At 67.4% G+C, this 26854-nt stretch carries 24 protein-coding genes, 3 tRNA genes and 1 pseudogene; 11 read left to right on the top strand and 17 right to left on the bottom strand.

Annotation, left to right across the window (positions count from 1 at the left end; genetic code table 11):
• The first annotated feature begins 2 nt into the window (after positions 1-2).
• Complete coding sequence (locus L1087_RS05870; protein WP_234558049.1) at positions 3-1118, top strand: E3 binding domain-containing protein; 1116 nt, start codon at positions 3-5, stop codon at positions 1116-1118.
• 91 nt (positions 1119-1209) lie between these two features.
• On the opposite strand, the gene uvrB is transcribed toward L1087_RS05870, so the two are convergent.
• Positions 1210-3207 (bottom strand): excinuclease ABC subunit UvrB, encoded by a 1998-nt coding sequence (uvrB, locus tag L1087_RS05865; RefSeq protein WP_234558047.1) that lies wholly within the window; start codon positions 3205-3207, stop codon positions 1210-1212.
• A gap of 77 nt (positions 3208-3284) precedes the next feature.
• Positions 3285-5993, bottom strand: coding sequence for an S-layer homology domain-containing protein (locus tag L1087_RS05860; protein WP_234558046.1), 2709 nt, complete (start codon positions 5991-5993; stop codon positions 3285-3287).
• Positions 5994-6483: 490 nt separating this feature from the next.
• On the opposite strand from L1087_RS05860, the gene glmS reads away from it, so the two are divergent.
• Positions 6484-8298, top strand: a complete 1815-nt coding sequence (gene glmS, locus L1087_RS05855) for a glutamine--fructose-6-phosphate transaminase (isomerizing) (RefSeq protein ID WP_234558045.1) — start codon at positions 6484-6486, stop codon at positions 8296-8298.
• Positions 8299-8318: 20 nt separating this feature from the next.
• On the opposite strand, the pseudogene L1087_RS05850 reads toward glmS, so the two are convergent.
• The 6 genes and pseudogenes from L1087_RS05850 to L1087_RS05825 form a co-directional block, all read right to left on the bottom strand.
• A pseudogene (locus L1087_RS05850) lies at positions 8319-9892 on the bottom strand (HD domain-containing phosphohydrolase).
• Positions 9893-9899: 7 nt separating this feature from the next.
• Entirely contained in the window at positions 9900-11132 is a 1233-nt protein-coding gene (locus tag L1087_RS05845) for a DUF4127 family protein (RefSeq protein WP_234558044.1), read from the bottom strand.
• A gap of 12 nt (positions 11133-11144) precedes the next feature.
• Positions 11145-12122 carry a thioredoxin-disulfide reductase gene (gene trxB, locus L1087_RS05840; protein WP_135260620.1) on the bottom strand — a complete coding sequence of 326 codons (978 nt, stop codon included), beginning with the start codon at positions 12120-12122 and terminating at the stop codon, positions 11145-11147.
• Between the two features lie 132 nt (positions 12123-12254).
• A tRNA-Glu gene (locus L1087_RS05835) sits at positions 12255-12330 on the bottom strand.
• 21 nt (positions 12331-12351) lie between these two features.
• Positions 12352-12426: transfer RNA gene (locus tag L1087_RS05830), tRNA-Glu, on the bottom strand.
• Positions 12427-12432: 6 nt separating this feature from the next.
• Positions 12433-12506: transfer RNA gene (locus L1087_RS05825), tRNA-Gln, on the bottom strand.
• Positions 12507-12584: 78 nt separating this feature from the next.
• On the opposite strand from L1087_RS05825, the gene L1087_RS05820 reads away from it, so the two are divergent.
• Both L1087_RS05820 and L1087_RS05815 read left to right on the top strand, forming a co-directional pair.
• A complete protein-coding gene (locus tag L1087_RS05820; RefSeq protein WP_051906156.1) occupies positions 12585-13196 on the top strand; it encodes a hypothetical protein in 612 nt (203 codons plus the stop codon).
• Entirely contained in the window at positions 13193-14914 is a 1722-nt protein-coding gene (locus L1087_RS05815) for a hypothetical protein (protein ID WP_234558043.1), read from the top strand. Before L1087_RS05820 ends, L1087_RS05815 begins: the two co-directional genes overlap by 4 nt.
• An 88-nt stretch (positions 14915-15002) precedes the next feature.
• Here L1087_RS05815 and fmt read toward each other — a convergent pair whose 3' ends face one another.
• From fmt to L1087_RS05770, 9 genes are all read right to left on the bottom strand, one after another.
• The gene (gene fmt, locus L1087_RS05810) at positions 15003-15917 is read right to left on the bottom strand and encodes a methionyl-tRNA formyltransferase (protein ID WP_234558042.1); all 915 of its coding nucleotides are present in this window, start codon (positions 15915-15917) and stop codon (positions 15003-15005) included.
• Positions 15914-16489, bottom strand: a complete 576-nt coding sequence (def, locus tag L1087_RS05805) for a peptide deformylase (RefSeq protein ID WP_234558041.1) — start codon at positions 16487-16489, stop codon at positions 15914-15916. The genes fmt and def overlap by 4 nt, the downstream gene beginning before the upstream one ends.
• 5 nt (positions 16490-16494) lie before the next feature.
• Complete coding sequence (locus L1087_RS05800; protein WP_234558040.1) at positions 16495-17313, bottom strand: CdaR family protein; 819 nt, start codon at positions 17311-17313, stop codon at positions 16495-16497.
• A complete protein-coding gene (gene cdaA / locus L1087_RS05795; RefSeq protein WP_038048411.1) occupies positions 17306-18019 on the bottom strand; it encodes a diadenylate cyclase CdaA in 714 nt (237 codons plus the stop codon). Before cdaA ends, L1087_RS05800 begins: the two co-directional genes overlap by 8 nt.
• A 3-nt stretch (positions 18020-18022) precedes the next feature.
• Positions 18023-19165, bottom strand: a complete 1143-nt coding sequence (locus L1087_RS05790) for a phosphopentomutase (RefSeq protein WP_038040988.1) — start codon at positions 19163-19165, stop codon at positions 18023-18025.
• Positions 19165-19425 carry a hypothetical protein gene (locus tag L1087_RS05785; RefSeq protein WP_038040989.1) on the bottom strand — a complete coding sequence of 87 codons (261 nt, stop codon included), beginning with the start codon at positions 19423-19425 and terminating at the stop codon, positions 19165-19167. The genes L1087_RS05790 and L1087_RS05785 overlap by 1 nt, the downstream gene beginning before the upstream one ends.
• A 9-nt stretch (positions 19426-19434) precedes the next feature.
• A complete protein-coding gene (gene zapE / locus L1087_RS05780) occupies positions 19435-20406 on the bottom strand; it encodes a cell division protein ZapE (protein ID WP_234558039.1) in 972 nt (323 codons plus the stop codon).
• A gap of 93 nt (positions 20407-20499) precedes the next feature.
• Positions 20500-20898 carry a type II toxin-antitoxin system VapC family toxin gene (locus tag L1087_RS05775; protein ID WP_234558038.1) on the bottom strand — a complete coding sequence of 133 codons (399 nt, stop codon included), beginning with the start codon at positions 20896-20898 and terminating at the stop codon, positions 20500-20502.
• Entirely contained in the window at positions 20895-21170 is a 276-nt protein-coding gene (locus tag L1087_RS05770; RefSeq protein WP_135343582.1) for an AbrB/MazE/SpoVT family DNA-binding domain-containing protein, read from the bottom strand. The genes L1087_RS05775 and L1087_RS05770 overlap by 4 nt, the downstream gene beginning before the upstream one ends.
• A gap of 44 nt (positions 21171-21214) precedes the next feature.
• Here L1087_RS05770 and L1087_RS05765 point away from each other — a divergent pair, with 44 nt between their 5' ends.
• The 7 genes from L1087_RS05765 to L1087_RS05735 all read left to right on the top strand — a co-directional run bounded on the left by L1087_RS05765 (position 21215) and on the right by L1087_RS05735 (position 26836).
• Entirely contained in the window at positions 21215-21481 is a 267-nt protein-coding gene (locus L1087_RS05765; RefSeq protein ID WP_234558037.1) for a glutaredoxin family protein, read from the top strand.
• A gap of 100 nt (positions 21482-21581) precedes the next feature.
• Positions 21582-21830, top strand: a complete 249-nt coding sequence (locus L1087_RS05760) for an AbrB/MazE/SpoVT family DNA-binding domain-containing protein (protein WP_038040993.1) — start codon at positions 21582-21584, stop codon at positions 21828-21830.
• Positions 21830-22273 carry a PIN domain-containing protein gene (locus L1087_RS05755; protein ID WP_234558035.1) on the top strand — a complete coding sequence of 148 codons (444 nt, stop codon included), beginning with the start codon at positions 21830-21832 and terminating at the stop codon, positions 22271-22273. Before L1087_RS05760 ends, L1087_RS05755 begins: the two co-directional genes overlap by 1 nt.
• Before the next feature lie 34 nt (positions 22274-22307).
• Positions 22308-23087 carry an enoyl-ACP reductase FabI gene (locus L1087_RS05750; RefSeq protein WP_234558033.1) on the top strand — a complete coding sequence of 260 codons (780 nt, stop codon included), beginning with the start codon at positions 22308-22310 and terminating at the stop codon, positions 23085-23087.
• 49 nt (positions 23088-23136) lie between these two features.
• Positions 23137-24342 (top strand): flavodoxin-dependent (E)-4-hydroxy-3-methylbut-2-enyl-diphosphate synthase, encoded by a 1206-nt coding sequence (ispG, locus tag L1087_RS05745; protein ID WP_386083472.1) that lies wholly within the window; start codon positions 23137-23139, stop codon positions 24340-24342.
• Positions 24342-25499, top strand: a complete 1158-nt coding sequence (gene tgt, locus L1087_RS05740) for a tRNA guanosine(34) transglycosylase Tgt (RefSeq protein ID WP_038041004.1) — start codon at positions 24342-24344, stop codon at positions 25497-25499. The genes ispG and tgt overlap by 1 nt, the downstream gene beginning before the upstream one ends.
• Positions 25500-25600: 101 nt before the next feature.
• Entirely contained in the window at positions 25601-26836 is a 1236-nt protein-coding gene (locus L1087_RS05735; protein ID WP_234558028.1) for a uracil-xanthine permease family protein, read from the top strand.
• The last annotated feature ends 18 nt before the right edge of the window (positions 26837-26854 follow it).

Here is a 26854-nt window from a genome sequence, read left to right as displayed (position 1 = left end):
AGATGGCCGAACCCAAGATCACGCCCTTGGCCCGGCGTCTTGCCGAGGAAAACGGCATAGACTGGCGCAGGCTCCAGGGGACCGGCCCCGATGGCACCATCGTGGAGCGGGACATCCTGGCCTTCCTGGCCAAGGTGATGGCCGGGGAGGTGGACCTGCCCCCCATGCCCGAGGAAGCCCCGCCCCTTCCCCCGGAAGAGGAACTGAAACGGGTACAGGAGGTCCTGAGCCGGGAGGGCGTGGATCTGGAAGACGTCCTCCCCGAAACCCCCAAGGCCCCCACCTTGGCGGTGGAGGAGGTGGCGGAGGAGGAGCTGGACCTCGAGCCCGCCCTCCTGGAGGACCTGGACCTAGACCTGGAGGAGGACCTCCTCCTGGCCGAGGAGCCCGCCCGGGAAGACCAAGCCCCTTCCCCCTCCGGGCCGGAGGAAGAGGAAACCCTTCCTCCCGAGCCCGCGGAGGAGGAACTTGAGGAGCTCCTCCTTCCCGCCGAGGAGGCAATGCTTCCCCCTGAACCGGAGGAACTGGAACTGGAGGAAGATCTCCTCCTCAGCGAAACCCAGGAAGCCCCTTCCCCGGAACCCCTCGAGGCCCTGGAGGAAGCACCCCCTCCCCCAGAACCCCCGCCCCCGGTTGCCCCCGTCCCCCCACCCAGCCCGGCCCCGGGCCTCACCGCCACCCCGGGCCCTGCTCCCTTCCCCTTGCGGGTGCAGCGCCTGCGGTTTGACCCCGGGAGGCTGGAGGCAGCCTTGGAAGCCTTCCACCAAGCCCACGGGGTGCCCCATAACCCCCTTCCCTTCTTGCTGAAGGCGGCGGAGAAGGCCCTGGCGGAGCTGGAGCTTCCCTTAAGGCCCCTCCTGGGACAGGCGGCAGGGAAGGAGGTGCGGGGCGTAAGGCCCATGGGTGGCTTCCTCGCCCTCTTCCACCAGCAGGAGGGGGAGGAAGGGGAGGGGCTTCTTTGCTTCGCGGGGGAGGAGGAGGTGCACTCCGGCCGTCCGAGCCTTTTCCTCTACCAGGAGGGGGTGCTCGCCGCCTCCGGGCTGGAAGGCCCCGTGGCCAAAAAGCTCCTGGAGCGGGTGGCCCTGTACCTGGAAAACCCGGTGCTCCTTTTGGCCTAAGCCCCCGCGCACAAAGGTTTTCCCATCGGCCAAAGCGGCTTGCTTATCGCCTCTTTGGGGCCCCGTCTTGGCGCAAGCCACGACGGGGTACTTAGCGGCGGCGCCGCTTCCGGCGGCTTCCCGGCACGGGTTCGGGGGCTTCGAGCCCCTGCAGGCGGGCCTCGAGGGCCCTGAGCTCGTCCCTTAGCCTCGCCGCCCGTTCAAAGTCCAGTTCTTCCGCCGCCTGCCACATGGCCAGCTCCAGCTCGGCGATCCGCTCCTTGAGGTCCTCGCTGGCAGGCTCGGGCAGGGGGGCTTCCTCGTACCCCTCGGGGCGGATGATGGCCCGCACCTCCTTCCGCACCGTCTCCGGGACGATGCCGTGCTCCCGGTTGTAGGCCTCCTGCAGCGCCCTTCTCCGGTTCGTCTCCCGGATGGCCCGCTCCATGGCCTCGGAAACCTGGTCAGCGTAAAGCCAAACCTCCCCCCTAGCGTTCCTCGCCGCCCGGCCGATGGTCTGGATGAGGCTCCTTTCGCTCCTTAGGAAGCCCGTCTTGTCCGCGTCCAGGATGGCCACCAGGGAAACCTCGGGGAGGTCGAGCCCTTCCCGCAGGAGGTTGATGCCCACCAGGGCGTCAAAATGCCCCAGGCGCAGGTCGCGGATCAGAGCCTGGCGCTCAAAGGCGTCCAGCTCGTGGTGCAGGTAGCGGGCGCGGATGCCGTGCTCCACCAAGAAGGCGGTGAGCTCCTCCGCCATGCGCACCGTGAGCACCGTGACCAAGGTGCGCTCCCCCCGCTTCGCCCTTTCCCGGATGCCCTCCATGAGGTCCAGGATCTGGTTCTCCGTGGGCTTCACCACCACCAAAGGGTCCAGAAGCCCCGTGGGGCGGATGATCTGCTCCACGATGCGCCCCGAATGCGCAAGCTCAAAGGGCCCCGGGGTGGCGGAGACGAAGACCACCTGGGAAACCCGCTCCAAAAACTCCTCGAAGCGCAAGGGGCGGTTGTCCAAAGCGCTGGGCAGGCGGAAGCCATAGTCCACCAGGGTCTTTTTGCGGGCGTAGTCCCCCCGGTACATGCCCTGGAGCTGGGGCACGGTCACGTGGGACTCGTCCAGGAAGACCAGGAAGTCCTCGGGGAAGTAGTCGAGAAGGGTATAAGGGGGCTCCCCCGGGGCCTTGCCCGTGAAGTAGCGGGCGTAGTTCTCCACCCCCGGGCAGGTGCCCATGACCCTTAGCATCTCCAAGTCGTAGAGGGTGCGCTCCTTGAGGCGCTGGGCGTAGAGCACCTCCCCCCTTTCCTCAAAGTAGCGGACCCGTTCCCATAGCTCTTTCTCGATCTCCTTCAGGATCTCCTCCAGCCCCTCCGGGGAAAGGTAGTGGGTGGCGGGAAAGAGGACGAAGCCGGGAAGCTCCCTAAGCCTCTCCCCCGTGATGGGGTGCACCTGCAGGATGCGCTCCACCTCGTCCCCCCATAGCTCCACCCGGATGGGCTCGGTGTCGTAGGCGGGGAAGATTTCCAGCACCTCCCCCTTGGCCCGGAAGCGGCCTGGGGCCAGGTCAATCTCGTTCCGCTCGTAGCCCAGCTCCAAAAGGCGCTCCAGGAGGGCCTCCCGGGGGTAGACCTGTCCCTTTTCCACCACCAGGTTCCTCTGCCGGTACTCCCGGGGGTCCCCCAGGCCGTAGATGGCGGAAACCGAGGCCACCACGATCACGTCCCGCCGGGTGAGGAGGCTACGGGTGGTGGAGTGGCGGAGGCGCTCGATCTCCGGGTTAATGCTGGCGTCCTTCTCGATGTAGAGGTCCTTCCCCGGCACGTAAGCCTCGGGCTGGTAGTAGTCGTAGTAGCTGATGAAGTACTCCACGGCGTTTTCCGGGAAGAGCTCCCGGAACTCCGCGGCCAGCTGCGCCGCCAGGATCTTGTTGGGGGCTAGGACCAGGGCAGGCCGCCCCAGGGCCTCGATCACCTTGGCCATGGTCACCGTCTTCCCCGTGCCCGTGGCCCCCAGGAGGGTAACGTAGCGCTCCCCATCCCTTAAGGCCTCCACCAGCTCGCGAATGGCCTTGGGCTGGTCCCCCTTGGGCTCGGGGCCAAGGTAGCGGAAAGTCATCCTTCCTAGTGTAGGGCGCCCGGAGAGAGGAAAAAAGAGCCCCCGCCTCGGGACGGGGGCCCTCGTTGCCTTCCAGCCTAGAAGCGCACGGTGTAGGTCACGCGGAAGGTGCGGGCGCGGTCGGTAGCCGCAGGAGCGGGAGCGGTGCGCTCCAGCAGGTACTCCCCGTAGTCCACGCGGAAGTCGTAGTAGCGCCAGGTGACGTTGAAGCCCGAGAGGGTACCGCTGGCACCACCGGAACCGGAGTAAATCCCGTCTTTATCGGCGGCGAAAGCATGGTCGTTCACGCCCACGGCCATGCTGGCCACGTTGGCCGCCCGGTACTGGGCGTAGCGGGCCTCGAGGCTGGAGCCCGGGAAGAGGAACTCGCCCAGGGAGAGGCCTGCGCTCCACTTCAGCTCCTCAGTACCGCCGGCGCCGCCGGTCTGCCGGGCTGCCACCTCGCCCAGGACCTTAGGCTTAAGGGGCAGGAGGCCACCCAGGTCCACGGAGGCCTTGAGACCGCCCTTGAGGGTCTCGTTGCCAGAGGTGCCGGTATTGGGATCGGCGTAGCGGAAGAGAATGGTGTCCAGGCTGAGGGGCCCCAGGGCCAGCTTGTAAGTGCCGTAGGCGGCGAGGCCAAAGGTCTGGCCAATGGTGTCGTAGGTGCCCTGCAGGGTGAGGTTGAGGTCCTTGACCAGAGCCTCCTTGGCCCCGCCGTCGTGGCTCAGGGTGCCCGTGACTGTAGAGGAGGCCTGGTTGCTGAGGTCGAAGTAGCTGGCCCCGTTGTTAAAGCTGGTGTCGTAGGCCACCCGCAGGCTGAAGGCCATGGGCAGGCCCAGGGTAGCCGCGGCCCCCAGGTCGGTGGTGAAGTTGCCCGCAGGAGCGTTGTAGGTGTTGTAGCTGTCGCCCTTGACCTCCACAGTTACCGGGCCCAGGTTGGCGGAGAGATTGGCCCCTAGACCGCGCTCGTCAGCCGGGTAAGGAGCAGGGGACTGTTTGCCCGCAACACCGCCATAGTAGGCCACGTGACTACCCGACATCCCCGCCACGCCGTTCGCGTAGTCAGGGTCGATGGCCCGGTAGTTGGCCTTCAGGCCCAAGGGGCCCAGCTTGGCCTCAGCCTGCACGTAGTAGGCCCAGTCGGCCACAGCCGGGTCAAAGTAATCCTGGAAGTAGTTGCCGATGTTGGTAGTCTTGGAGGTGACGAAGAGGCCCCTCACGGAGAAGTCGCCCAGTTTCAGGCTGCCGTCCAGCCCCAGGGCAGAACGCACGGGGTTGGGCTGAGGAGCACCGCCATCGTTGGCCGCGTAGCTCAGGGCCAAGTCCAGCCCGGCAAAGGGCTTGGTGGCCACCCGGATGCCGAAGTAATTTCCCTGGAGGTTTCCACCCGTACCGCCATTATCCGTGCTATCACTCACCCCCGCCACCACGGTCACCTTGGGGGAGAGAGGAAGTTTGTTGAGGTCAACGTCAGCCACCACACCCTGGCGGGTCTCCCGCCCAGCGGGGTCACTATTATTCACGAAGAGGTAGTCGTTGAAGCGGAAGGAGCTGGCGGCCCGGCTGTAGGCCACGGTGAAGGCCTGGCCGTCCACGGTGCCCCGGACGCTAGCTGCATCAAGCCGAAGGGCAGGAGTGGCCGTAAAGGTGGACCCGTAAATGGCCACCCCCAGGGTGGCGCTGGCCTCGCTGACCGCCACCCCCGTGGCCGCGGGGGCGGTGTTCTTGACCCCGAAGGTCAGGGTGGCCGCGCCGCTGGTTAGGTTACGGGAGGCCACGTCCTCCAGCTGTACGCTGGAGTCCACCTGGCTAGCACCAAACACCCCTGTGCTGAAGGGCGTGCCAAAGAGGCGGTCGATGTCGAAGTTGCTCCCCTGCAGGGTCACCATCCCGTAGGTGGCGGTGAGGCTGCCGGAGATGCTGTACTGCACCCGGGCCAGCTCCGCCACCCGCCCCTCGAGGGCGCTCACCTTCTCGGAGAGGCCCACCAGGTCGGAGCGCAGGGCGGCGGCGAACTCCTGCACCGCGGCCACGTCCTCCTTGGAGGCGAACTCCTCGAAGTTGATCCCCTGGAGGTCGGCCAGGCCCTTCTCCAGGGCGGTCACCCGGTCCTGCAGGGCCAGCACGTCCTGGTTCAGGAGGACGGCCAGCTCGTTGAGGGCCTGGATGGCCTGGGCGTTGGCCTCCACCTGGGTCTGCAAGGCGGCCAGGTCGCCCTTCACCCCCTCCACGTCCTGGGCCAGGGCCTCCAGCTGCTCCGCCAGCTGCTGGGCCTGGGCCAAGGCGGTGTCGGCGGCGATGGAGGCAGCCTCCACCCGGTCGGCCAGGTCCTGCAGGGCGGCCTGGTCCATGCCGGGCTCGGGCATGGGCTGGGCCTTCAGCTCCTCGATCAGGGCCTCGAGGCGGGCGATGTCCTCCTTGGTGGCGGCGCTGTCCTCGAGGGCGGAGACCCGCACGCCCAAGGCGGCCAGCTCGGCGGCCAGCTCCTGAACGGCGTTCTTCAGGGCCTCAATGTCCTCGGGGGACATGGCCTCCAAGGTGGGGGACTCGCCCTTGGCCTTCAGCTCCTCCTCAATCTGCTGCAGGAGGCGGTAGATGATGAGGGCCGCCTGGTAACGGGTGAGGGTCTCGTTGCCCCGGTAGGTGCCGTCGGGGAAGCCCACGATGATCCCCTTGGCCGCCAGGGCCTCCACCGCCTCCTTGGCCCAGTGCCCGGCGGGCACATCGGAGAACTGGGCTAGACCGAAGCCCATGGAGAGCACGGTCAAAAGCCCCGCCAGTAGCATCACTAGCCTTTTCTTCATACTTCCTTACACCCCCTTTAGGGTTTCGGAAGCACCTTTTGAGCGAGTTGCCGCGTTTCCTCCCCAAAGGGTGCTTTCCGGGACGCAGGGCGTGGCCTCTCGCCGAGAAATTTCACCTTGCGCCCGCTGGTATCATAAAAGCCTCACCCGGGCCTTGTCAAGCATCCCCGGCCTTAAGGTTTGCTATACTCCCCCGGAGGGGAGGTGGGAAGGCAGGAAAAATCCTAGCCAGACTTAGGAAGGCGGGAAGCGCAGGGGGCCCCAAAGGGGCCTGACGAGGTGGCGGACCCCGATCAAGGGGATAACCGGGAAACCGGGAAAGATCGAGGAATCCGCGGATGCCGCCCGGGGTGTGCCCGCCCCGCCCGCCTGCGAAAAGCCCCAAGGGAAAGCCCTAAGGAAGACGCCTTCCGGGGACAACTGCGGGGCAGGGCGAAACAACGGGGAAAAGGGGGGTGGCCTAGCGCCTGGCCACCCACAAGGATGCGCTATGTGTGGGATTGTAGGCTACATCGGTTTCCGGAACGCCACGGATGTGCTCATAGATGGCCTTAGGAGGCTGGAGTACCGGGGGTACGACTCCGCCGGGGTGGCGGTGAGGACCCCGGCGGGGCTTAGGGTGGTGAAGCGCTCGGGGAAGCTTGCCGCTCTGGAAAGCGCCCTCAAGGAGGAGCACCTGGAGGGGCCTTTGGGCATCGGCCACACCCGCTGGGCCACCCACGGGGCCCCCACCGACCCCAACGCCCACCCCCACACCACGGAGGACGGCCGGATCGCCGTGATCCACAACGGCATCATCGAGAACTACCTGGAGCTCAAAGAAGCCTTGAAGGCCCGGGGGCACCGCTTCACCTCGGAAACCGACAGCGAGGTCCTGGCCCACCTCATAGAGGAGAAGTACCAAGGCGACCTTTTCCAAGCCCTGAAGGAGGCCCTAAAGGAGGTGCGGGGGGCCTACGCGGTGGTGGTGGCCCACGAGGACCACCAGGAGATCGTGGCCGCCCGCACGGTGAGCCCCCTGGTCATCGGCCTAGGGGAGGGGGAGAACTTCCTGGCCTCGGACGTGCCCGCCCTCTTGCCCTACACCCGCCGGATGGTCTTCCTCCACGATGGGGACCTGGCCCGGATCACCCGGGAAGGGGTGGAGGTCACCGACCTTCAGGGCAACCCCCTCGAGCGGGAAGCCGTGGAGATCGATTGGACCCTCGAGGCCGCCGAGAAGGGGGGTTTCCCCCACTACATGCTCAAGGAGATCTACGAGCAGCCCTGGGTCCTGGAAAACACCCTGGGGGGCCGCCTGCGGGAGGAAGAGGGGGACGTGGACCTGGGGCTCAGCCTGGACCCCAAGGCCATCGACCGCATCCACGTGATCGCCTGCGGCACCGCCGCCTACGCGGGCTGGTACGGCAAGTACCTCCTGGAGGCCCTGGCCCGCATCCCCACGGAGTGGGACGTGGCCAGCGAGTACCGCTACCGCGATCCCGTGGTGGACGAAAGGACCCTGGCCATCGCCATCAGCCAGTCAGGGGAGACCATCGACACCCTGGAGGGCGTGCGCGAGGCCAAGCGCAAGGGGGCGCGGACCCTCGGGGTCATCAACGCCAAGGGCAGTAGCATCACCCGGGAGGTGGAGGACGTCCTCTACATCCACGCGGGACCCGAGATCGGGGTGGCCTCCACCAAGGCCTACATGGCCATGCTGGCCGCCATGGCCATGCTGGCGGTCCACTTTGGCCGAAGGAGAGGGATCCTCAGCAAGGAGGAAGCCCAGCGCCTCCTTAAGGAGATGCGCAAGCTCCCCCGGTTGGTGGAGGAAGTCCTGGAAAAGCGCCCCCTCATCGCCCACATCGCCGAGAAGTACCACCAGGCCCAGGACTTCCTCTTCCTAGGGCGGCACGTGCAGGCCCCCACCGCCTATGAAGGGGCCTTGAAGCTCAAGGAGATCAGCTACATCCACGCGGAGGCCTACCCCGCCGGGGAGATGAAGCACGGGCCCATCGCCCTCATCGACGAGCACCTGCCCGTGGTGGTCCTGGCCACGAAGGGCCCCCTTTACGAGAAGACCCTCTCCAACATCCAGGAGGTGCGGGCCCGGGGCGGCAAGGTGATCGCCATCGCCACCGAGGGGGATATGGAAATTGGGAAGCTGGCCCAGGATGTATTCCACGTGCCGGAGGTCCACCCCCTTCTGGCCCCCATGGTGAGCGTGGTGCCCCTGCAGCTTCTGGCCTACGAGATCGCCGTCCTCCTGGGGCGGGACGTGGACCAGCCCCGCAATCTGGCCAAGAGCGTCACCGTGGAGTGAAGGCGGACCTTCCAGGAGGGCTATCCATCCTCCAGCAAACCCAAAAAGGCTTCCACCACCTCCGGGTCCAGGCTCCTGCCCGCCTGGGCCCGGAGCTCCTTTTTCGCTTCCTCTGGGGTCCAGGCCCGCTTGTAGGGGCGCTCGGAGAGAAGGGCATCGTATACGTCCACCACGGCGAAGATGCGGGCCTCGAGGGGGATCTCCTCCCCCTTAAGCCCCCGAGGGTAGCCCGAGCCGTCCCAGCGCTCGTGGTGGTAGAGGACCACGTGGAGGGCCGCCTGGGGCAGGAAGGGGAGGCTTTTCAGGATCTCCAAGCCCACCTCCGGGTGGGTCTTCACCACCCGCCACTCCCCGGTGGAAAGGGCTGCGGGCTTGCGCAGGATCTCGTCGGGCAAGGCCAGCTTGCCCAGGTCGTGGAAGTAGGCGCCCAGGCGGAGGCCCTCGAGGTCCGGAAAGCCCAAGGCCTGCCCCAGCCGCACGGAAAGCTCCGCCACCCGGTCGGTGTGCCCCTTGGTCTCGAGGTGTACTCTAGGACCCGGGAGAGGGCCTTGAGGGCAGCCTCGCGCGTAGCCCGAAGCGTGTGGAGGGCAAAAAGCCTCTCTAGAGCCTCCTCCAGCCGCTTGGCCACCAGCTTCAAGACCCCTTCGTCCTCCGGCCGGTAGGGTACCCCTTCGCCGAAGGAACCCAGGGCCAGCACCCCGTACCGCCGCCCCTCCGGCTTCAGGGGAACCAAAAGGGCCGACTTGAGGCCGCTTTCTGCAAAAGGCTTCAAGGCCCCTGGGAAGCGGGCGTAGTCCTCCACGTACACCGGCCCTTCCCAAAGCCGGGGGTGGCCCAAAAGCCCTTCCCCGAAGCGGATGGGGTGCTCCTCGTAAAGCCGGGGAAACCCTGAAGGGTAGCGCCCGGAAATCACCGCTGGGCGCACCGTCCCCTCTTGGAAGAGGTAGAGCGCCCCCGCGTGGTAGGGGGTGAGGCGGAGGAGGGTGTCCAGGGCCTCCTGGGCCATGGTAAAGGGCTCCCGGGCGCTCTCCAGGGCCAGGGAGAGGTCCAAAAGGGCCTGGGCCCGCTCCGCTTCCGCCCGGGCGCGCTCCAAGGCCTCAATGCGGGAGAGCACCACCCCCGCCGCCTCCGCCAAGGCTTGGATCCAGAAGCGTTCCTCCGGACGGATCTCACCCACACCCCCGGTGGTATCCATGGACAGGACCCCAAGGATCCTCCCCCCTGCATCCCGCAAGGGCACCCCAAGGTAGGCCCCTGGTTGGCGCTTGCCCGACAGGAAGACCACCCGCGGGTCCCGGCTGACATCGGCCAGGTATACCGGTTCCCCCTTGCGCAAGACCTCCCAGGAGATGCCCTGGTTGCGGGGTAAACGCAGCCCCACCTTGTCCCGGTTTAGCCCCGCAGCAGCCACCAGCTCCAAGGCTTCCTCCTGCGGCCGGTAAAGGAAGAGGAGGACGGAAACTGCCCGGGTAGAGGCCTTTGCCGTCTCCACCACCGTACGGTAAACCTCCTCCGGGCGCTCCAGAGGCGCCAGCAGGCGCCAGGCCTGGACCAAGGCTTCCAGGCGCCTTAGCTCCAACGCCTCAGGGGTCATGTTGGGTTCACTTTACCACCTTAGGCCCTCGGGAAAGCGGCAGGGCCTCCAGAAAACCCCAGGCCTCAAAGGAACGCCCCCAAGGAAACTCCACCCGCAAAAGATCCACCCGGTGTCCTTCCAACTCCAGATAGGGCCAAAGCGCCTTCACCGCCGAGGCCCCCTCCGGCAAGGGTTCGGAAAAGCGGGAGCGCACCCAAGGGCGGCCCACCTCCCCCCACCAGTAGGCAAAGTAGGCCTCGGCCAGGCACTTAAGCCGCCCCTCCTGGTCCGTCAGGGAAAGCCCCCCCTGGGCCAGGGCGCTCCCCAGGTTGTTGGCGGGGGTACCCCAGGCGGCATAGGCGGCAAGCCGCCCGTAAAGCCCTAAGCCTTGAAGGTAGGCCATAAGGCCGGGATCCCCCCGGTTCACCCGGGAAAGGTCCGCCAGGGCCACGGGAAAGCGGGGCATGAGGTGGAGAAGGTCTTGGATGGCCCTCCTGGGGTTCCGCCCCCCGTAGGCGTAGAGGGCCAGGTCCGGTCCCTCCCCCAAGGCCACCTCCCGCGCCCCAGCGCTCCGCAAAAGCCCCGCCACCGTTTCCCGCAAGGGGACGCCCTCGTAAGGGGTGGCCCTCTCGGCCAAGGCCGCCTCCTCGTAGGCCACCGCCACCCTTAGGCCCGGCCGCAGGGCCCTGAGGAGGAGAACCTGCCCCGCCTCGTCCGCCCCGGGGCGGCTAGGGTAGGGGAGGCCCTGGGCCTCCCGGGGGGCGGGGGAGCCCCGCACCGCGTCGTCCCACACCGCCTCCAGGTGGACCCCCGCCAGGGAGGCCCAAGGGGCGAGGCGCCCGAGAACCTCCAGGTTCCGCCCCCTTCGGGTGGCGTCCCAGCGGGGCACCACCCCGAAGAGGAGGAGTTCGCCCCCATAACGCACCTTCCAAGAGAGGAGGGGGCCAAGGCGGGCCAGGGCGTCCTCGGGGGGAAGGGGGAGGTGGCGGCTCTGGAGGAGCCCCCCGTAGGCCAGGGCGTCCAAGCTGGCCACCAGGCGCTCCCCCGGGGTGGCCAGGAGCCAGGCCCTTAGGCGGGAAAGGTCCGCCCCCTCAGGCCCCCGGTAGGCCTCCTTGGGGGGGCAGAGCACCAGGCCCCAGGCACAGGGGGCCCAGTTGGGGGGGCGGTCGTCCAGGGGCAGGTAAAGGGTCTGGGCTTGGCCCAGATTCCCCAAGAACACCCCCAGCCAGAGGAAGCCTAAGAGAAAGGACAGGCGCACTGCCCCAAACGCCTAGGGCTTTACCGCCTCATGCGCCTCCGCCAGGTAGCGCTCCGCCATCATGGCCGCCCGGGTGCCCGCTCCCACGCTGGTGGTGAGCTGGCGGTAGATGGGGTCGGCCACATCCCCGGCGGCGAAGATGCCGGGTACCGAGGTGAAGACCTCGTCCTGCACGGCCACGTAGCCGTCCGGCCTGAGCTCCACCACCCCCTTGAGGAAGGCAGTGTTGGGCTCGTGGCCGATGAAGACGAAGACTCCATCCGTGGGGTAGACGTACTCCTCCCCGGTCTTGAGGTTCTTCAGGCGCACCCCCGTGACCTGCTCCTCCCCCAGGACCTCGGTGACGATATGGGAGAAGAGGAAGTGCATCTTGGGGTTTTGGAAAGCCCGGGCCTGGGCCACCTTGTTGGCCCTGAGCTCGTCCCGGCGGTGGACCAGGGTGACCTTGCGGGCGAACTTGGTGAGGAAAAGCCCTTCCTCCACGGCCGCATCCCCGCCGCCCACCACCACCACCTCCTTGTCCCGGTAGAAGAAGCCGTCACAGGTGGCGCAGGTGGAAACCCCCCGGCCGTAGAACTTCTCCTCTCCGGGCACCCCCAGCCTCCTGGGGTTGGCCCCTGTGGCGATGATGACCGCGCGCCCGAAGTAGGAGCGCTCAAACCCCCGCACCAGGAAACCCCCATCCTGCACCTCGAGGCCCAGCACCTCGTCCATGACGATCCTGGCCCCGAACTTCTCCGCCTGCTGGACCATGCGGCTGGCCAGCTCCGGCCCGGAGATGCCCTCGGGGAAGCCCGGGTAGTTTTCCACCTCGTCGGTCTGGGCGATCTGCCCCCCGGGAAGGCCTTTTTCCAGGATGACGGTCTTAAGTTGGGCCCGTCCGGCGTAAATCCCCGCGGTGAGGCCCGCAGGCCCCCCGCCGATGATGACCACGTCGTACCGCTCCTCCTTTTCCCCGCTTCCCGCAAGCCCCGTGAGGGTGAACTCCATGGATCCCTCCTCCTCCGTCCAGGTTACACCCCCACATACCCAGTGGGGGTATAGCCCATCCAGTTTCCCCCAAGCCCGGGGCATCCGTCAAGGGAAATCCGGCCCGGGCATAAAGGCAATCCGAGCCGCATCTGGTGACCCCAGGGGGATTCGAACCCCCGTCTCGGCCTTGAGAGGGCCGTGTCCTAGGCCTCTAGACGATGGGGCCATGCGCGGCTCGGACTGCGTTTGGTGACCCCAGGGGGACTCGAACCCCCGCCGCCGCCTTGAAAGGGCGGTGACCTAACCACTAGTCGATGGGGCCAGGTTTTGGCTGGGGTGCGTGGACTCGAACCACGACCGGCGGATCCAGAGTCCGCTGTCCTGCCGTTAGACGACACCCCAGCGGCGTCTGCCCGATCCCTCGGGCAGAGGTTATGGTACACTTTGAAGGGCAGATTGGCAAGCCCCGGGGTGCTCTCTATGGCGGCGAATGAGGAAAACCTTTTGGAAGTTCTAAGCCGGTACGTTTCCCCCCGGGCTGCGGAGAACCTGGTGAGGCGGGCCTTGGCCCAGAGGATGCCCACCTCGCCTGGGGAGTGGGCCCAGCTTCTAGAGGAAACCCTCTGGCCTGAGCTTCGCCGCCTCCTTCCCTTCCGGGAGATGCCTCCGGAGCTCAGGGCCTTGGCACGGGAATGGAGGGAGCTAGCCGCTTCCCAAGTGGCGGAAGCCGAAGCAGCCGAAGCTGAGGAAGAAGAACCACCCCTGGAGGTTGTGGACCTCGAGGATCCCTTAGCCCGCCAGCACTTGGCCAGGAGGCTCGCTCGCCTGGAGGGGGTGACGGGAGTGGTGGTGGCCAGCCAAAACGGCAAGGAGGAGCTTTTTTCTGGGGAGCCTATCCCGTTGGACCTAGCCTACCCCCTCCTCAGGCGCCAGGGATATGGGGTCTTCTATGCCCTTTTGGAGAGGGAAATCGTGGCCTTAAGGCCCCTGGCCCAGGGATACATTGGCCTTCTAGCCAGAAAGGAAGCCAACATCGGCCGCCTGCTCCACGCCTTGAGGCGGCTTATATCCTTAGCGGAGGTTAGCGGATGAAACGATGGTTAGCCCTAGCCTGGTTCCTCGGCCTTTGGGCCTTGGCCGCCCCGCTGCCCCAGGTTTACGACCGCCTGGAGGAAGCCTTGAGGCAGGTGCGCTTGGAAAACCCCACCCAGGCTCTGGCTGCCCTGGATCGGGCGCAAAGCCTTCTGCGCCAGGAAAGCGAGGGGCTTCCCCCCGTGTTGCGCGACGCCACCCTCCTGCACCTGCAGGATACCCGGCAGGCGGTGCTCAAGCAAAGCCGGGTGGACCTCGAGGCCCGCCTTCTCCTGGTGCGCCACCTGGTGGGTAAAGCCCTTTACGATGGGTTCTTCCAGGCTCCAAGCGGGGAGAAGGCCGCCTACCTGGCCCGCCTTTCCCGGGCCACAGGCCTGGACCCCGCACAGGTCCAGGGGGTGCAGAACCTCTCCCCGGAAGAGGCCCGCCGCCGCCTGGAATCGTCCTACCTCCAGCTCATGGCAGAGGATCTAAGCCGGGCCCTTGCCGCTCCCTCCCGCCCGGAGGCTTACTTGTCCCTGGCCCGGGCCTACGCCCGCTTCCTGGTGATCCAGGATAGCCCGCAAAGCACCCTGAAGGCCCAAGACTTTGTCCAGGCCCTAGCCCGGGTCTCGGGAGGGGAGAGCTTCCGGCCAGAGGTACAGAAACTCATAGAAAGGGCGTCCTCTTGGCGCAAGGCTCTGGCTCCCACCCCATCCTCCCAAACCCCTGCCGCCCCATCCCCTCCGCCCCGGGAGGCCCAACCCTCCTCCCCTCCAGAAGCGCAAAAACCGGCCTCCCCTGCCCCCACGGCTCCTTCCCCGCAGGCAGGCCTGCCCATGGCCTCGCCTCAACTTGCTCCCCCACAAGCCCCAGCGGACGACGTCCAAACCTTCTACACCCCCCCCTGGATGGGGGAAACCCAAGCCCGGCTCGTGCGCCAAAAAGCCCTGGAACTGGGATACGACTACAACTTCCAGCTCCTAGAAGCCCTCGCCCAAACCCAAGCCACCGTTGGCTTGGCCATCACCGCCTTGGGCCGCGGAGACGCGCAGGCGGGCCGTTCTCATCTGGATAGGGCCTCGTGGCAGTTCCACCTTGGCCTGGAGCCGGTGTTTGCTGCAATCGACCCCGTCCTCACGGAGCAAGTCTCGCGGACCCTCATCCACCTATCCACCGCCACCGGCATCCGGGCCTCGGACGCACTGGTGGTTTACGAAGCCTTAGAAGCCCTGAGGAACAGTTTCAGCCAAGGGCCAAGCCCCAACGTTTGGCTACAGCTAAAGCTTTGGCTGGCCCAGACCGCCGGGATCCCCAGGACCGTCTTCTTCCTGCTGGCCTCGGCCCTCAGCTTCTTCCCTCTTTACCTCATCCAGCTCACCTTCGGTGGACGAAACGTCTATTGGAACCTTCTGGGGCTGGCCTTTCTCTTCCTCTTCCTGCCTATTGTGGCAGAAGGGCTCTCTTACTTTGGCTCCTTAATGGCTGACTACGGCAACCTACCTTGGCTGGCATGGTTGGCCAACCTCTCCATCGGCCAGGGGCTGATCCCGTACCTGGCCTGGGGGCTCACCATCTTCTTTGTGGTGGCCCTTGCCGGGGCGGGCTTAAGGGGCATCGCCGCCCAGTTCGGCCTCCTCAGGGAGCGAGGGCGGGAGGTAACCGCCACCCAAGACCAAAGGCCATCCGCCACCACCCTCACCAGCGAAACCATCGTGGAGTGGGACGAGGAGTTCTAGGTACCCCGTCGGGGCTTACGCCCCGACGGGGGCCCCAGCCAAGAGACCTGGGGCGCCACAGGAAAGGGAAGGACCCCGCCCAGAGCTCCTATTCCAGCCGCGTACCCGGAACAACCCCATACCCCCGGGCCCAGTCGGCGGCGGGCATGGGCCGCTTCCCTTCAGGCTGGACCTCCAGAAGCCGGATAAGCCCTTCCCCCGTGCCCACCAAGACCCCCTCCCGGTCCACCCCCAGCACCACCCCAGGCTCCCCCGAACCCGGCTCGGGGCGCATCCTGAGGGCCTTCACCCGCTTCCCCCCGTGGAAGAAGTAGCTCCCCGGCCAGGGCTGCACCCCCCGGTGGCGGTTGTAGATGGCTTGGGCGCTTTCGGCGAAGCGGATGCGCCCCTCCTCCTTGGTGAGGAGGGGGGCGTAGGAAGCCTCCCCTTCCTGGGGGGTGGGGGTGAGGTGGGGGAGGTTTTCCAGGGTCCAAAGGAGAAGCTCTATCCCCTTGTCCCGAAGGCGTTCGGCAAGGGCCACCGCGTCCTCGTCGGGGCCGATCTCCGTGCGGAAGACCGCGTAGAGGGGCCCGGTATCCAGGCCCTCCTCGGTCCGCATGATGGCCACTCCCGTTTCCTTCTCCCCCCGGATGAGGGCCCACTGCACGGGGGCGGGGCCGCGGTACTTGGGGAGGAGGGAGGGGTGGAGGTTGAGAAAACCCCAAGGGGGCACCTCGAGGACCTCCTTGGGCAGGATCTTGCCGTAAGCGGCGGTGACCGCCACCTCCGGGGCCGCGGCCTTAAAGGCCTCCAGAAACTCCCGGTTCCCCTTAAGGCGTTCGGGCTTCAAAAGGGGAAGCCCGTGGGCCAAGGCGTACTCCGCCACCGGACTGGGAGCGGGCTTCAGGCCCCGGCCCTTGGGCCTATCCGGCTGGGTGACCACCAGGACCACCTGGTGGTGGCGGCCCAGGGCATCCAATACCGGCACCGCCCAGGCGGGCGTGCCGAAAAAGGCCACCCTCATCCCCGGGAGAGCTCCTTTAAAAGGGCCCTGGCCTCCTTCTGCATCCGGGCCAGCTCCGCCCGGTTTTCCTCCAGGAAGGCCTCCCGCTTGGCCTTGGGCAGGCGCTCGAAGAAGAGGATACCGTCCAGGTGGTCCATCTCGTGCTGGAAGACCCGGGCCATATACCCCTCCAGCTCCAGGGCGCGGGGCCTCCCCTCCTCGTCCTGGTATTCCACCCGGATCCGCTCCGCCCGGGGGACGTCCTCGGCGTAGAGGCCAGGGAGGGAGAGGCACCCTTCCAGCCCCTCCACCTCCCCTTCCCGGTGGGTGATCACCGGGTTGGCCACCACGTAGACCTGGCGCACCAGGTCGCGGAGAGGCCTTTCCTCCCCCTCGGGCTCATCGGCGTACTCCACCGCCACGAAAAGGCGCTCAGAAAGCCCAATCTGGGGCGCGGCCAGGCCCACCCCCCGGGCCTCAAACATGGTCTCCAGCATGTCCTCGGCGAGCTTTTTGATCCCGGAAAAATCTTGCACCGGCCGCGCCCGCCGGCGCAGCACCGGGTCCCCGTAAAGGCGGATGGGGTAGATCATCCTTGCTATTCTAGCGCAAGCCGCACCCTCCCCAAAACCTCCCCCAGAACCCTCACCCCTGGGGGCAGGTTAAGGACAAGAGGACCCGAGACCTCCCCTGGGCGAAAGCCCCCTTGGGGCCTGGCCTCTACCTCGGCTAGCCCTTCCAAGGCCTCTTTGGGTCCCACCACCTCCAAGGTCTTGGGGGCATAGTCCAGCACCTTGAGGCCCACCGGGGGCCTGAGGACCACGGCCACCTCCTTGCGGAAGAAGGGAGCCTCCCGCTGCACCACCCGCACCTCCTGGGGAGCAAGTTCCACCCCCAGGAGGGGACCCCGGGGACCGAAGGCGGTGAGGCCCACCGCCTCCCCTCCCAGGTCCAGGCCCACCGCGGCCACCGCTTCCTCCACCTGGCTCCGCGGCCCCTTGGCCTCCACAAAGGCGGGCTGGGTTTCCACCCACGCCCCTTGGGAAAGAACCTCCACCGGAAGGGTGCGGGTGAGGATGGCCTCCACCCGGCCCTCCACCCGGGCGGGGCGGATCTCCAGGACCTCTACCCCCTGGGGCACAGCCACCCGCACCTCCCGGGCAAAGGCCCCCTCCGCCCCGGAGAGGTCCAGGTAGGCGGAAACGGGGAGCCTGGCCCCCTCCACCAGGGGGGCCGGCCCCCTTAAGCGCAACATCACCTCCTTGGGCACCCCTTCCGCCGTGCGCTCCTCCCCCAAGCCCACCACCTGCAGGGGCACGCTCACCGCCCGCTCCACCACCGGAGCCCTCTCCCTTAGGGAGTACCAGACGGCCACAGCTGCCAAAAGGGCCAGGAGAAAGCTCCCCCAGTCACGCACGGAGCACCTCCTTGAGCTTTTCCCTCAGGGCCTCGAGGCTCATGGGCGGGGAAAGCCTTCCCCCCTCCGCCAGCCTTATGGCCCCCGTTTCCTCGCTCACCACGATCACCAGGGCATCAGAAACCTCGGAAAGCCCCAAGGCCGCCCGGTGCCGGGTGCCCAGGCCCATCTGGGCCTCGGAAAGGGGAAAGACGCACCCCGCGGCGAAAAGCCGATCTCCCCGCAGGATGGCCCCGCCGTCGTGCAGGGGCGTGCCGGGGTAGAAGACCGTCTGCAGAAGCCTGGCGGAAAGCCGGGCCTCGAGGATCTCCCCCGTGGCCGCATACTCCCCCAGGGGGGTGCGCCTCTCCAGGGCCAGGATGGCCCCGTAGCGCCGTTCGGAAAGCCGGGAAAGGCCCAAAAGCAGCTCCTCCAGGGCCAGGGAAGGCGCCCTGAGCCCCTGCGCCCGACCGATGCGCTCCAAAAGCCCCCTGAGCTCCGGCTGGAAGACCACGATCAGGGCGAAGGCCCCCAGGGTAGCGGCGTTGCCCAAGAGCCAGGAAAGGGTGGAAAGCCCCAGGAGGCTCGCCAAAAACCAGACCGCCAGGTAGACCAGAACCCCCCGCACCAGGTTCAGGGCCCGGGTGCCGGAGAGGAGGCGGTGGAGGGAGTAAAAGAGGACCGCCACCAGGAGGATGTCCAAGAGGTCGCGCCAGGTGAAGGGCATGGCCTAAAGGAGGCTTTTTCCAGGGCCCTCCCAGGGAAGCCCAAAAAGCTTGGCCCAGGTGGCCCCCAGATCCGCAAAACTCTCCCGGGTACCCAAATCCCCCTCCACCCCCGGCCCCACCCAGAGGAGCATGCCGTACTCCCTTGTGTGGTCGGTGCCGAAGAAGGTGGGGTCGTTGCCGTGGTCGGAGACCAAAAAGAGGTGGTCCTCGGGGCCCAGGGCCTCGAGGAGCCGGGGGAGGAAATCGTCCACCTCCTTGAGGGCCCGGGCGTACCCCTCTGGGTCCCGGCGGTGGCCGTACTTGGCGTCAAAGTCCACCAGGTTGGTGAAGACGAGGCCGGAGAAGGGCTCTTGCATGAGGGAAAGGGTCTTCTCCAGGCCGTCGCGGTTGTCCACCGTCTTCACCTCCCGGGTGAAGCCCCGCCCTGCGTAGATGTCGGGGATCTTCCCCACCCCCACCACCTCGAGGCCCCCCTCCTTCAGAAGGTCCAGAACATTCCTGGGGGGTTCCAAGGCGAAGTCCTTCCGCAAATCCTCCCGCCGGTAAAAGTTCCCGGGCTCCCCGGCGAAGGGCCGGGCGATGACCCGGGCCACCTGGTGCTCGCCCAAAAGCATTTCCCGGGCCACCTGGCACCACCGGTAAAGCGCCTCCAGGGGCACCACCTCCAGGTGGGCCGCCACCTGGAAGACGCTGTCCGCGGAGGTGTAGACGATGGGAAACCCCGTCTTCAGGTGGGCCTCCCCGTAGTCCCGGATGGCCTCGGTGCCGGAGTAGGGCCGGTTCAGGAGCCACCCCCCCACCCCAATGGCCTCCGCCCACGCCCTAAGGAGCTCCTCGGGAAAGCCCTCGGGGTAGGTGCGGAAAGGCCTTTCCAGGTGCACCCCCACGAACTCCCAGTGCCCGGTGGTGGTATCCTTGCCGGGGTTCACCTCCCGCATGCGGCCAAAGGCCCCTTGGGGCTTGGGCCGGGGCAGGGTGTGGACCCCAGGAACCCACCCCAGGCCCAAGGCCGTCAGGTGGGGAAGCTCCACCCCCGTCTTCAAAACGGTGTGGTCCAGGGTGTCCGCCCCCTCGTCCCCGAAAAGAGGGGCATCCGGTAGATACCCAAGGCCCACCGAGTCCAGGACGATGGCCGTGAGCTTCATTAAGACCTCAAGCCCCCTTCTTCTTCCTCCTCTTCCTCCCCGGCCAGGGCCATAAGCTCCTCCGGGGTCATCTCCGAAAGGGCCCGCACCGCTTGGAACTCCTCCACCAGGCCTTGGATCTCCTCCATGGCCTCTTCCAGGGAGAGCTCCCCGTCCTGGTACTCGTCCAACACCTCCTCGATGGCCTCGAGGATCCCCACCGCCGCGCTGGCCTGGGAAAGGGCCTGGGCCAGCTCCGAGAGCCTTTCTGAGAGCTCCATGCCCCCATGCTACCCCAAAAGCTCCGCCAGCCGGGAAAGGGCCCGCCCGTACTTTTTGGCGAAGGCCCCGTGGCGGTAGCTCTCGGGGAAGATCTCCCTCAAGGGCGCCCCCGAGGCCCGGAGGTCCACCCCCAGGTTGTACACTTGGTCCACGAAGTGCACGAAGCGCAGGGCGTCGTTCTGGTCGGGGATAGGCTCGAGGCCCAGGAGGTAGACCGCCTCCACCCCCTCCAGGAGGTAGCGGTAGCGGATGGGATGGAGGGTGCGCAGGTGGGCCAGAAGCTCGGGGAAGGCGTCCAGGGTCTTGGGCCTGGGGTCTTCCCGGTAAAGGGCCAGGAGGGCCTCCTCGGAGAGGGGTTCGGGGTAGCGCCCAGGGTCGCGGTGGCGGAAGTCCTCCCCGTCTATGCGCTCCACGGCGAAGCGCCGGGCCAGGCTTTGGATCTGGTGCCTAAACTGCTCGGCGTTGAACCGCCCCTCCCCCAAGGCCCCGGGCGGGGTGTTGGAAGTGGTGGCCACCCTGAGGCCCCGCTCCATGGTGAGGGCCAGGAAGCGGGTGATCATCTGGGCGTTCCCGGGGTCGTCCAGCTCGAACTCGTCCAGGAAGAGGTAGCGCAAAGCGGCGAAGCGCCTGGCCCCCTCCCTTAGGCCCATGAGGCCCAGGGAGTAAGTGAGCTCCTCAAAGGTGAGGAAGGCCTTAGGCGCGGGGGCTTCCAGGTAGGCGGCCACCAGGAGGTGGGTCTTCCCCACCCCGAAGCCCCCGTCCAGGTAGATCCCCTGGGGCCCGGGGAGCCTCGGGCGGAAGAGGCCCCGGGGGCGGTCCTTGACCCATCGTCGCAGGCGCTCCTTGGCCAGGGCCTGGGAAGGGTAGCGGGGGTCGGGGCGGTAGGCGGCGAAGGTGGCCCCCCGGAAGCGGGGCGGGGGGACAAAGTGGGCCAGGAGCTTCTCCAGGTCCACCTCGGGGTGGCGGTCCACTAGGCGCATGGGGCCCATTCTAAAGTGCTTCTCGTGCCCTCAAAAAGCCGCACACACCCCTGCACCGGGGCCCCTGCCCTGACGAGGTCGGGTGGGGCGATATCAGCGCACCACCTCCACCTTCACCCCCACATCCAGCCCCTCCCAGGTGGCATCGGCGGTGAGGGCGGGAAGGCCCAGGCGCCGGGCCAGGGCCAGGCAGGCCCGGTCCCCCAGGGAAAGGCCCATGGGGCGGATGAGGGGGCGCAGGCGGGCGGCCTCGAGGGCGTCCTCCTCGGTGAAGGGGAAGACCTCGAGGACCTGGCCCAGGAGGCCCTCCCGCACCAGCCGTTCCCGCACCGCCTCGGGCGCGTGGCCCCGCTCCGCCTGCTTGGAGAACACCTCCGCCAGGTTCACCGCGCTGATGGCCGCTCCCTCCGCCAAGACCGCCTCCACTCGGGCCGCGCCCGGCTCGTTCAGGAGAAGGGCCAGAAGGGCCGAGGCATCCAGAACGGCCTTCACTCCTCCTCCCTTCTCGCCTCCTCCCGCCTTTCCCGGATGAGCTCCTCCACCAGGCTCACCCCGGGGGGGACCAGGTCCTTGTAGAGGCCCCGGACCCGCCGGACCACCTCGCGGAAGCTCAAGAGCTCCAGGGTGCCGTCCTCCCGCAGGCGGGCCACCAGCCGATCCCCCTCCTGGAGGCCCAGGGCCGCCCGCACCTCCGCGGGCAGGACCACCCGACCCTTGGAGCCCACTTGTAGAACATAGTGGGTCTTTTCCAGCACTTGCCCCATACCCCCAGGGTACCACGCAGGCCCCTCTGGTACCATGGAGGGGTATGGTGCGGCTCTACGGCATCCCCGGATGCGGCCCGTGCGAAATCGTGAAGATGTTCCTGGCGCAAAAGGGTATCCCCTTCGAGTTCGTGAACGCCCGCCAGGACACGGAGGCGGCGCGGAAGATGGCCGAGCTGGTGGGAAGCCCCACCGCCGGGGTGGTCCTGGAGTGGAACGGCAAGGTGGAGGCCATCCGCGGGGTTTCCCCGGCCTCCCTCAACGCCTGGCTGGCCAGGTATCAGGCGGAGCAAACTCCGGCTTCCCGTTGAAACGGGGGCCGTCGGCCTATCCAAAAATGGCTCAGCCCCAGCTCCCGGTTTGCTAAAAGTAAGGAAACCAAACTTCAGGGAAATCGGGTAAGCTAAAGGCATGGAGCTCGCCAAGCTCAGCCGCAAAGGGCAGGTTTCCATTCCCAAGCGCCTCCTCAAGGCCTTGGGCCTCGAGGGGGAGGCCTACTTCCTGGTGGAGCTTTCCCCTGAAGGGGCCATCGTGCTTCGGCCCGCCGGGGTCTATCCCGTGGAGATCTACTCCCAGGCCCGCATCCGAGAGTTTCTGGAGCAGGACCAGCTTACTCAGGAGGAAAGAGAACGCCTGGCCAAAGCCTTGGGCGAGCGCTGATGCGCCTCTTTTTGGATGCCAATGTCCTCTTCGCCGCAGCCTGGCAGGAGGGAAGGGCCAGAAGCCTCTTCCTCCTGGCGCAAAGGGCAGGAGTCCACCTCCTGACCTCCGCGCACGCCCTGGAGGAGGCTCGAAGAAACCTGTCCCTAAAGCGGCCGGAAACCCTTAGGGTCCTGGAAGAACTCTCCCTCAAGGTAGAACGGGTTCCCGAAGCGCCCATCCGCCTGGTACGCCAGGCCCTGAAGGAGGGGTTGCCCCCAAAGGACGCTCCCATTCTGGCGGCCGCCTGGGCAGCCAAGGCGGACCTTCTTGTCACCGGGGACCACAAGCATTTCGGTTCCCTCATGGGGCGGAAGATACGGGGGGTATGGGTCCTGTCCCTGAGGCAAGCCTGGACGCTTCTTCTGGAAAACGTGGAACAACAAAGTCCCCCTTCATCTTGAGCACGGCCCCTCAACCCTTGGGTATAATCCCCCCATGCTCACCCTGGACCTTTCCGGCAAAAAAGCCCTTGTCATGGGCGTTACCAACCAAAGGAGCCTGGGCTACGCCATCGCGGAAAAGCTCCACGGAGCCGGGGCAGAGCTGGCCTTCAGCTACCAGGGGGAGAGGCTCAAGGAGGAGGTGGAGCGGCTCGCCGCCCCCCTAGGGGCCCTCACCTTCCAAGCGGACGTAACCCGGGACGAGGAGCTGGACCGGCTCTTTGCGGGCATTGGGGAAGCCTGGGGGCATCTGGACTACCTGGTCCACGCCATCGCCTTCGCCCCAAGGGAGGCCATGGAGGGGCGCTACCTGGACACCAGGCGGCAGGACTGGCTTCTGGCCCTCGAGGTCTCCGCCTACTCCCTGGTGGCCGCGGCCCAAAGGGCGGAAGCCCTCCTAAGGGAGGGCGGGGGCATCGTGACCCTAACCTATTACGCCAGCGAGAAGGTGGTGCCCCGGTACAACGTGATGGCCATCGCCAAGGCGGCCCTGGAAGCAAGCGTCCGCTACCTGGCCTACGAGCTCGGCCCCAAGGGGATCAGGGTGAACGCCATCTCCGCGGGGCCCGTGCGCACCGTGGCCGCAAGGAGCATCCCTGGCTTCATGAAGATGTACGACCGCGTGGCCCAGGTGGCCCCCCTGAAGCGCAACATTACCCAGGAGGAAGTGGGCAACCTGGGCCTCTTCCTCCTCTCCCCCCTCGCCAGCGGCATCACGGGAGAGGTGGTCTACGTGGATGCGGGGTACCACGTGATGGGGATGGAGCTGGAATAGCAGGCCAATATCCAGACGAGAACGCCCCCTCTCCGCTACCATGGGTGGGATGAGACGCCCTACCCCCACGGTATGGGTGGGACGCGTTCCCCTGGGAAGCGCCCACCCCATCGCCGTCCAGTCCATGACCAACACCCCCACCGCGGACGTGGAGGCCACGGCAGCCCAGGTCCTGGCCCTCCACCGGGCGGGGAGCGAGATCGTCCGCCTCACGGTGAACGACGAGAAGGCAGCCCAGGCGGTGCCAAAGATCAAGGAAAGGCTCCTGGCGGAGGGAGCGGAGGTACCCCTGGTGGGGGACTTCCACTTCAACGGCCACCTGCTCCTCCGGAAATACCCCAAGATGGCCGAGGCCCTGGACAAGTTCCGGCTGAACCCCGGCACCCTGGGCCGGGGCCGCCACAAGGACGAGCATTTCCGGGAGATGGTGGAGATCGCCAAGGACCTGGGCAAGCCCGTGCGCATCGGGGCCAACTGGGGAAGCCTGGATCCTGCCCTCCTCACCGAGCTCATGGACCAAAACGCCAAGAGGCCCGAGCCCAAAAGCGCCCACGAGGTCCTCCTGGAGGCCCTGGTGGAAAGCGCCGTACGCGCCTACGAGGCCGCCCTGGAGCTAGGCCTGGGGGAGGACCGGATCGTGCTTTCCGCCAAGGTGTCCAAGGCCCCCGATCTGGTGTGGGTCTACCGGGAGCTGGCCCGGCGCACCCAGGCCCCCCTGCACCTGGGCCTCACCGAGGCGGGGATGGGGGTGAAGGGGATGGTGGCCAGCGCCGCCGCCTTGGCCCCTTTGCTCCTGGAGGGCATCGGGGACACCATCCGGGTCTCCCTCACCCCCGCCCCGGGCGAGCCCCGCACCAAGGAGGTGGAGGTGGCCCAGGAGATCCTCCAGGCCCTGGGCCTCCGGAGCTTTGCCCCCGAGGTGACGAGCTGCCCGGGGTGCGGCCGCACCACCAGCACCTTCTTCCAGGAGCTGGCTGAGGAGGTGAACGCCCACCTCCGGGCCAAGCTCCCCGAGTGGCGGGAAAAGTACCCCGGGGTGGAGGGCCTGAAGGTGGCGGTGATGGGGTGCGTGGTGAACGGCCCCGGGGAGAGCCGCCACGCCCACATCGGCATCTCCCTGCCAGGGGCGGGGGAGGAGCCCAAGGCCCCCGTCTACGCGGACGGCAAGCTCCTCACCATCCTCAAAGGGGAAAACCTCGCCCAGGAGTTCATCGCCCTGGTGGAAGCCTACGTAGAGCGGCGCTTCGGGAGCTGATGGAGCCCTTCCGCTTCCAGCTCCTCGCCCGCTCGGGGCGGGCCCGGGTGGGCCGCCTGCAAACCCCCCACGGCCCCGTGGAAACCCCCCTTTTCATGCCCGTGGGCACCCAGGGCTCGGTGAAGGGCCTCCTGCCCAAGGACCTGAAGGCCATCGGTAGCCAGGTGCTCCTGGCCAACACCTACCACCTCCTCCTGCGGCCTGGGCCCGAGCGGGTACGGACCTTAGGGGGGCTCCACGGCTTCGCCGGGTGGCGGGGCCCCTGGCTCACGGACTCCGGGGGCTTCCAGGTGATGAGCCTGGGGCACCTCAGGCGCATCGACGAGGAAGGCGTGGTCTTCCAGAGCCATCTGGACGGGAGCCTGGTGCGGCTAACCCCGGAAAGGAGCATTGCGGTCCAGGAAGCCTTAGGGGCGGACTTCATCATGGCCTTCGACGAGTGCCCCCCCTACCCCTCCTCCCCCGAGTACCTGAAGGCCTCCCTGGAGCGCACCCTGCGCTGGCTGGAGCGGAGCCTGAAGGCCAAGACCCGGCCCGACCAGGCCCTTTTCGGCATCGCCCAAGGGGGGACGGACCCGGAACTCAGGGCCCTTTCCACCCGGGAAACCCTGCGCTTTGACCTGCCCGGCTACGCCATCGGAGGCCTGGCCGTGGGGGAACCCAAGGAGGCCATGTTCCCCATGGTGGCCCTCTCCACGGAAATCCTCCCGGAGGACCGCCCCCGCTACCTCATGGGGGTGGGCCACCCCGAGGACCTGGTGGCGGCCATGGGCCTGGGGGTGGACCTCTTCGACAGCGTCTACCCCACCCGCACGGGCCGCTTCGGGAGCGCCCTCACCCCGGAGGGGCGGATCAACCTCAAAAACGCCCGCTTTCTGGAAGACCCAAGGCCCCTGGAGGAGGGGTGCGACTGCTACGCCTGCCAGCACTTCAGCCGGGCCTACATCGCCCACCTGGTGCGCGCCGGGGAGATGCTGGGGGGCATCCTCCTTTCCCTGCACAACCTGCGCCACCTCCACCGCCTCACCGAGGGGGCCCGGGAGGCTATACGGCGTGGAGACTACGGGGCCTTCGCCTGGGCCTTTGCGGAACGGCGCTTCGGCAAGGAGGTGCCCGCCTGGTTCCGGGAGGCCATGGCGGCAGGTGGGCATTGGTGACGCGGCCTATGGGGAAAGGGGCTGAGGGAGCCCCCGTTCCGGGGGTGAAAAGCCTCGGTTTGGGCGACGGGCCCCCCAAGGACCCTTAGAATGGGCTCGGTATGAAGCCAAGGCACCTTATCCTGGGCCTCCAGCACGCGGTGGCCATGTTCGGGGCCACGGTGCTGGTACCCCTCCTCACCGGGCTCAACCCGGCGGTGGCCCTCTTCACCGCCGGGCTCGGCACCCTGGTCTTCCACCTGGTCACGGGGCGCATGGTCCCGGTCTTCCTGGGCTCCAGCTTTGCCTTCATCGCCCCCATCCTGGCCGCCAAGGAGGCGGGCTTTTCCCTAGCGGCGGTGGGCGGGGGGATCGCGGCGGCGGGGCTGGTGTACGCCCTTTTTGCCCTGCTCGTCCTCTTCATCGGCTCGGAGCGGGTGCGCCAGGTCTTCCCCCCGGTGGTGACGGGGCCGGTGATCGTGGTCATCGGCCTCACCCTGGCCCCGGTGGCGGTGCAGATGGCCAGCAAGGACTGGCTTCTTGCGGTCTTCACCTTTCTGAGCGCCGTGGTGAGCGCGGTGTTCCTCCGGGGGCTCTTCCAGATGATTCCCGTGCTCCTGGGGGTGGGGGCAGGCTACCTGCTGGCCCTGGCCTTGGGCCGGGTGGACCTGACGCCCTTGAAGGAAGCCACCTGGTTCGGCCTCCCCTCCTTCACCCTGGCCACCTGGGAGTGGGGCGCGGTGCTCCTCATCGCCCCGGTGGCCTTCGTCACGGTGATGGAGCACATCGGGGACATCCTGACCAACGGGCGGGTGGTGGGCAAGGACTTCTTCGCCCGACCCGGCCTCCACCGCACCCTCCTGGGGGACGGCCTGGCCACCAGCCTAGCGGGGCTTTTGGGGGGGCCAGCCAACACCACCTACTCGGAGAACACCGGGGTGCTGGCGGTGACCCGGGTCTACGACCCCTTGGTGCTCCGCATCGCCGCGGTCTTCGCCATCCTCCTCTCCTTCTCCCCCAAGCTCGCCGCCCTCCTCCAAACCCTGCCCCAAGGGGTTCTGGGGGGCATCTCCATGCTTCTTTTTGGCATGATCGCCTCCATCGGCATCCGCACCCTGGCCGAGGCCGAGATCGACTTCACCCACAGCCGCAACCTGATCGTGGTGTCCGCCATCCTGGTCCTGGGCCTGGGCGGTGCGGTGGCGGAGCTGGGGAAGGTGCAGGTAGCGGGGGCCGCCGTGCCCCTCAAGGTGAGCGGCATGGCCCTGGCCGCCCTGGTGGGGGTGGTGCTGAACCTCCTTTTGCCCAAGCAGCTGGAGCCGGAGGAGCTGGCTACCGAGGAGGAACGCCTGCCGTAGGCACCCCAAGGGGCCGCA

This window comes from Thermus tengchongensis, assembly GCF_021462405.1.
GTDB lineage: Bacteria > Deinococcota > Deinococci > Deinococcales > Thermaceae > Thermus > Thermus tengchongensis.
The sequence above is the reverse complement of the archived record's forward strand: the minus strand, read 5'-3'. Positions and strand labels throughout refer to the sequence as shown.

Excerpts from the sequence above, each read along its gene's own strand:
- tgt (WP_038041004.1), top strand. The coding sequence starts at position 24,342 with ATGGAGCCCTTCCGCTTCCAGCTCCTCGCCCGCTCGGGGCGGGCCCGG.
- L1087_RS05735 (WP_234558028.1), top strand. The coding sequence starts at position 25,601 with ATGAAGCCAAGGCACCTTATCCTGGGCCTCCAGCACGCGGTGGCCATG.
- L1087_RS05760 (WP_038040993.1), top strand. The coding sequence starts at position 21,582 with ATGGAGCTCGCCAAGCTCAGCCGCAAAGGGCAGGTTTCCATTCCCAAG.
- L1087_RS05860 (WP_234558046.1), bottom strand. The coding sequence starts at position 5,993 with ATGAAGAAAAGGCTAGTGATGCTACTGGCGGGGCTTTTGACCGTGCTC.
- L1087_RS05870 (WP_234558049.1), top strand. The coding sequence starts at position 3 with ATGGCCGAACCCAAGATCACGCCCTTGGCCCGGCGTCTTGCCGAGGAA.
- glmS (WP_234558045.1), top strand. The coding sequence starts at position 6,484 with ATGTGTGGGATTGTAGGCTACATCGGTTTCCGGAACGCCACGGATGTG.
- L1087_RS05765 (WP_234558037.1), top strand. The coding sequence starts at position 21,215 with ATGGTGCGGCTCTACGGCATCCCCGGATGCGGCCCGTGCGAAATCGTG.
- def (WP_234558041.1), bottom strand. The coding sequence starts at position 16,489 with ATGATCTACCCCATCCGCCTTTACGGGGACCCGGTGCTGCGCCGGCGG.
- L1087_RS05755 (WP_234558035.1), top strand. The coding sequence starts at position 21,830 with ATGCGCCTCTTTTTGGATGCCAATGTCCTCTTCGCCGCAGCCTGGCAG.
- fmt (WP_234558042.1), bottom strand. The coding sequence starts at position 15,917 with ATGAGGGTGGCCTTTTTCGGCACGCCCGCCTGGGCGGTGCCGGTATTG.
- L1087_RS05750 (WP_234558033.1), top strand. The coding sequence starts at position 22,308 with ATGCTCACCCTGGACCTTTCCGGCAAAAAAGCCCTTGTCATGGGCGTT.
- L1087_RS05770 (WP_135343582.1), bottom strand. The coding sequence starts at position 21,170 with ATGGGGCAAGTGCTGGAAAAGACCCACTATGTTCTACAAGTGGGCTCC.
- L1087_RS05820 (WP_051906156.1), top strand. The coding sequence starts at position 12,585 with ATGGCGGCGAATGAGGAAAACCTTTTGGAAGTTCTAAGCCGGTACGTT.
- L1087_RS05785 (WP_038040989.1), bottom strand. The coding sequence starts at position 19,425 with ATGGAGCTCTCAGAAAGGCTCTCGGAGCTGGCCCAGGCCCTTTCCCAG.
- L1087_RS05815 (WP_234558043.1), top strand. The coding sequence starts at position 13,193 with ATGAAACGATGGTTAGCCCTAGCCTGGTTCCTCGGCCTTTGGGCCTTG.
- trxB (WP_135260620.1), bottom strand. The coding sequence starts at position 12,122 with ATGGAGTTCACCCTCACGGGGCTTGCGGGAAGCGGGGAAAAGGAGGAG.
- uvrB (WP_234558047.1), bottom strand. The coding sequence starts at position 3,207 with ATGACTTTCCGCTACCTTGGCCCCGAGCCCAAGGGGGACCAGCCCAAG.
- L1087_RS05790 (WP_038040988.1), bottom strand. The coding sequence starts at position 19,165 with ATGAAGCTCACGGCCATCGTCCTGGACTCGGTGGGCCTTGGGTATCTA.
- zapE (WP_234558039.1), bottom strand. The coding sequence starts at position 20,406 with ATGCGCCTAGTGGACCGCCACCCCGAGGTGGACCTGGAGAAGCTCCTG.
- cdaA (WP_038048411.1), bottom strand. The coding sequence starts at position 18,019 with ATGCCCTTCACCTGGCGCGACCTCTTGGACATCCTCCTGGTGGCGGTC.
- ispG (WP_386083472.1), top strand. The coding sequence starts at position 23,137 with ATGAGACGCCCTACCCCCACGGTATGGGTGGGACGCGTTCCCCTGGGA.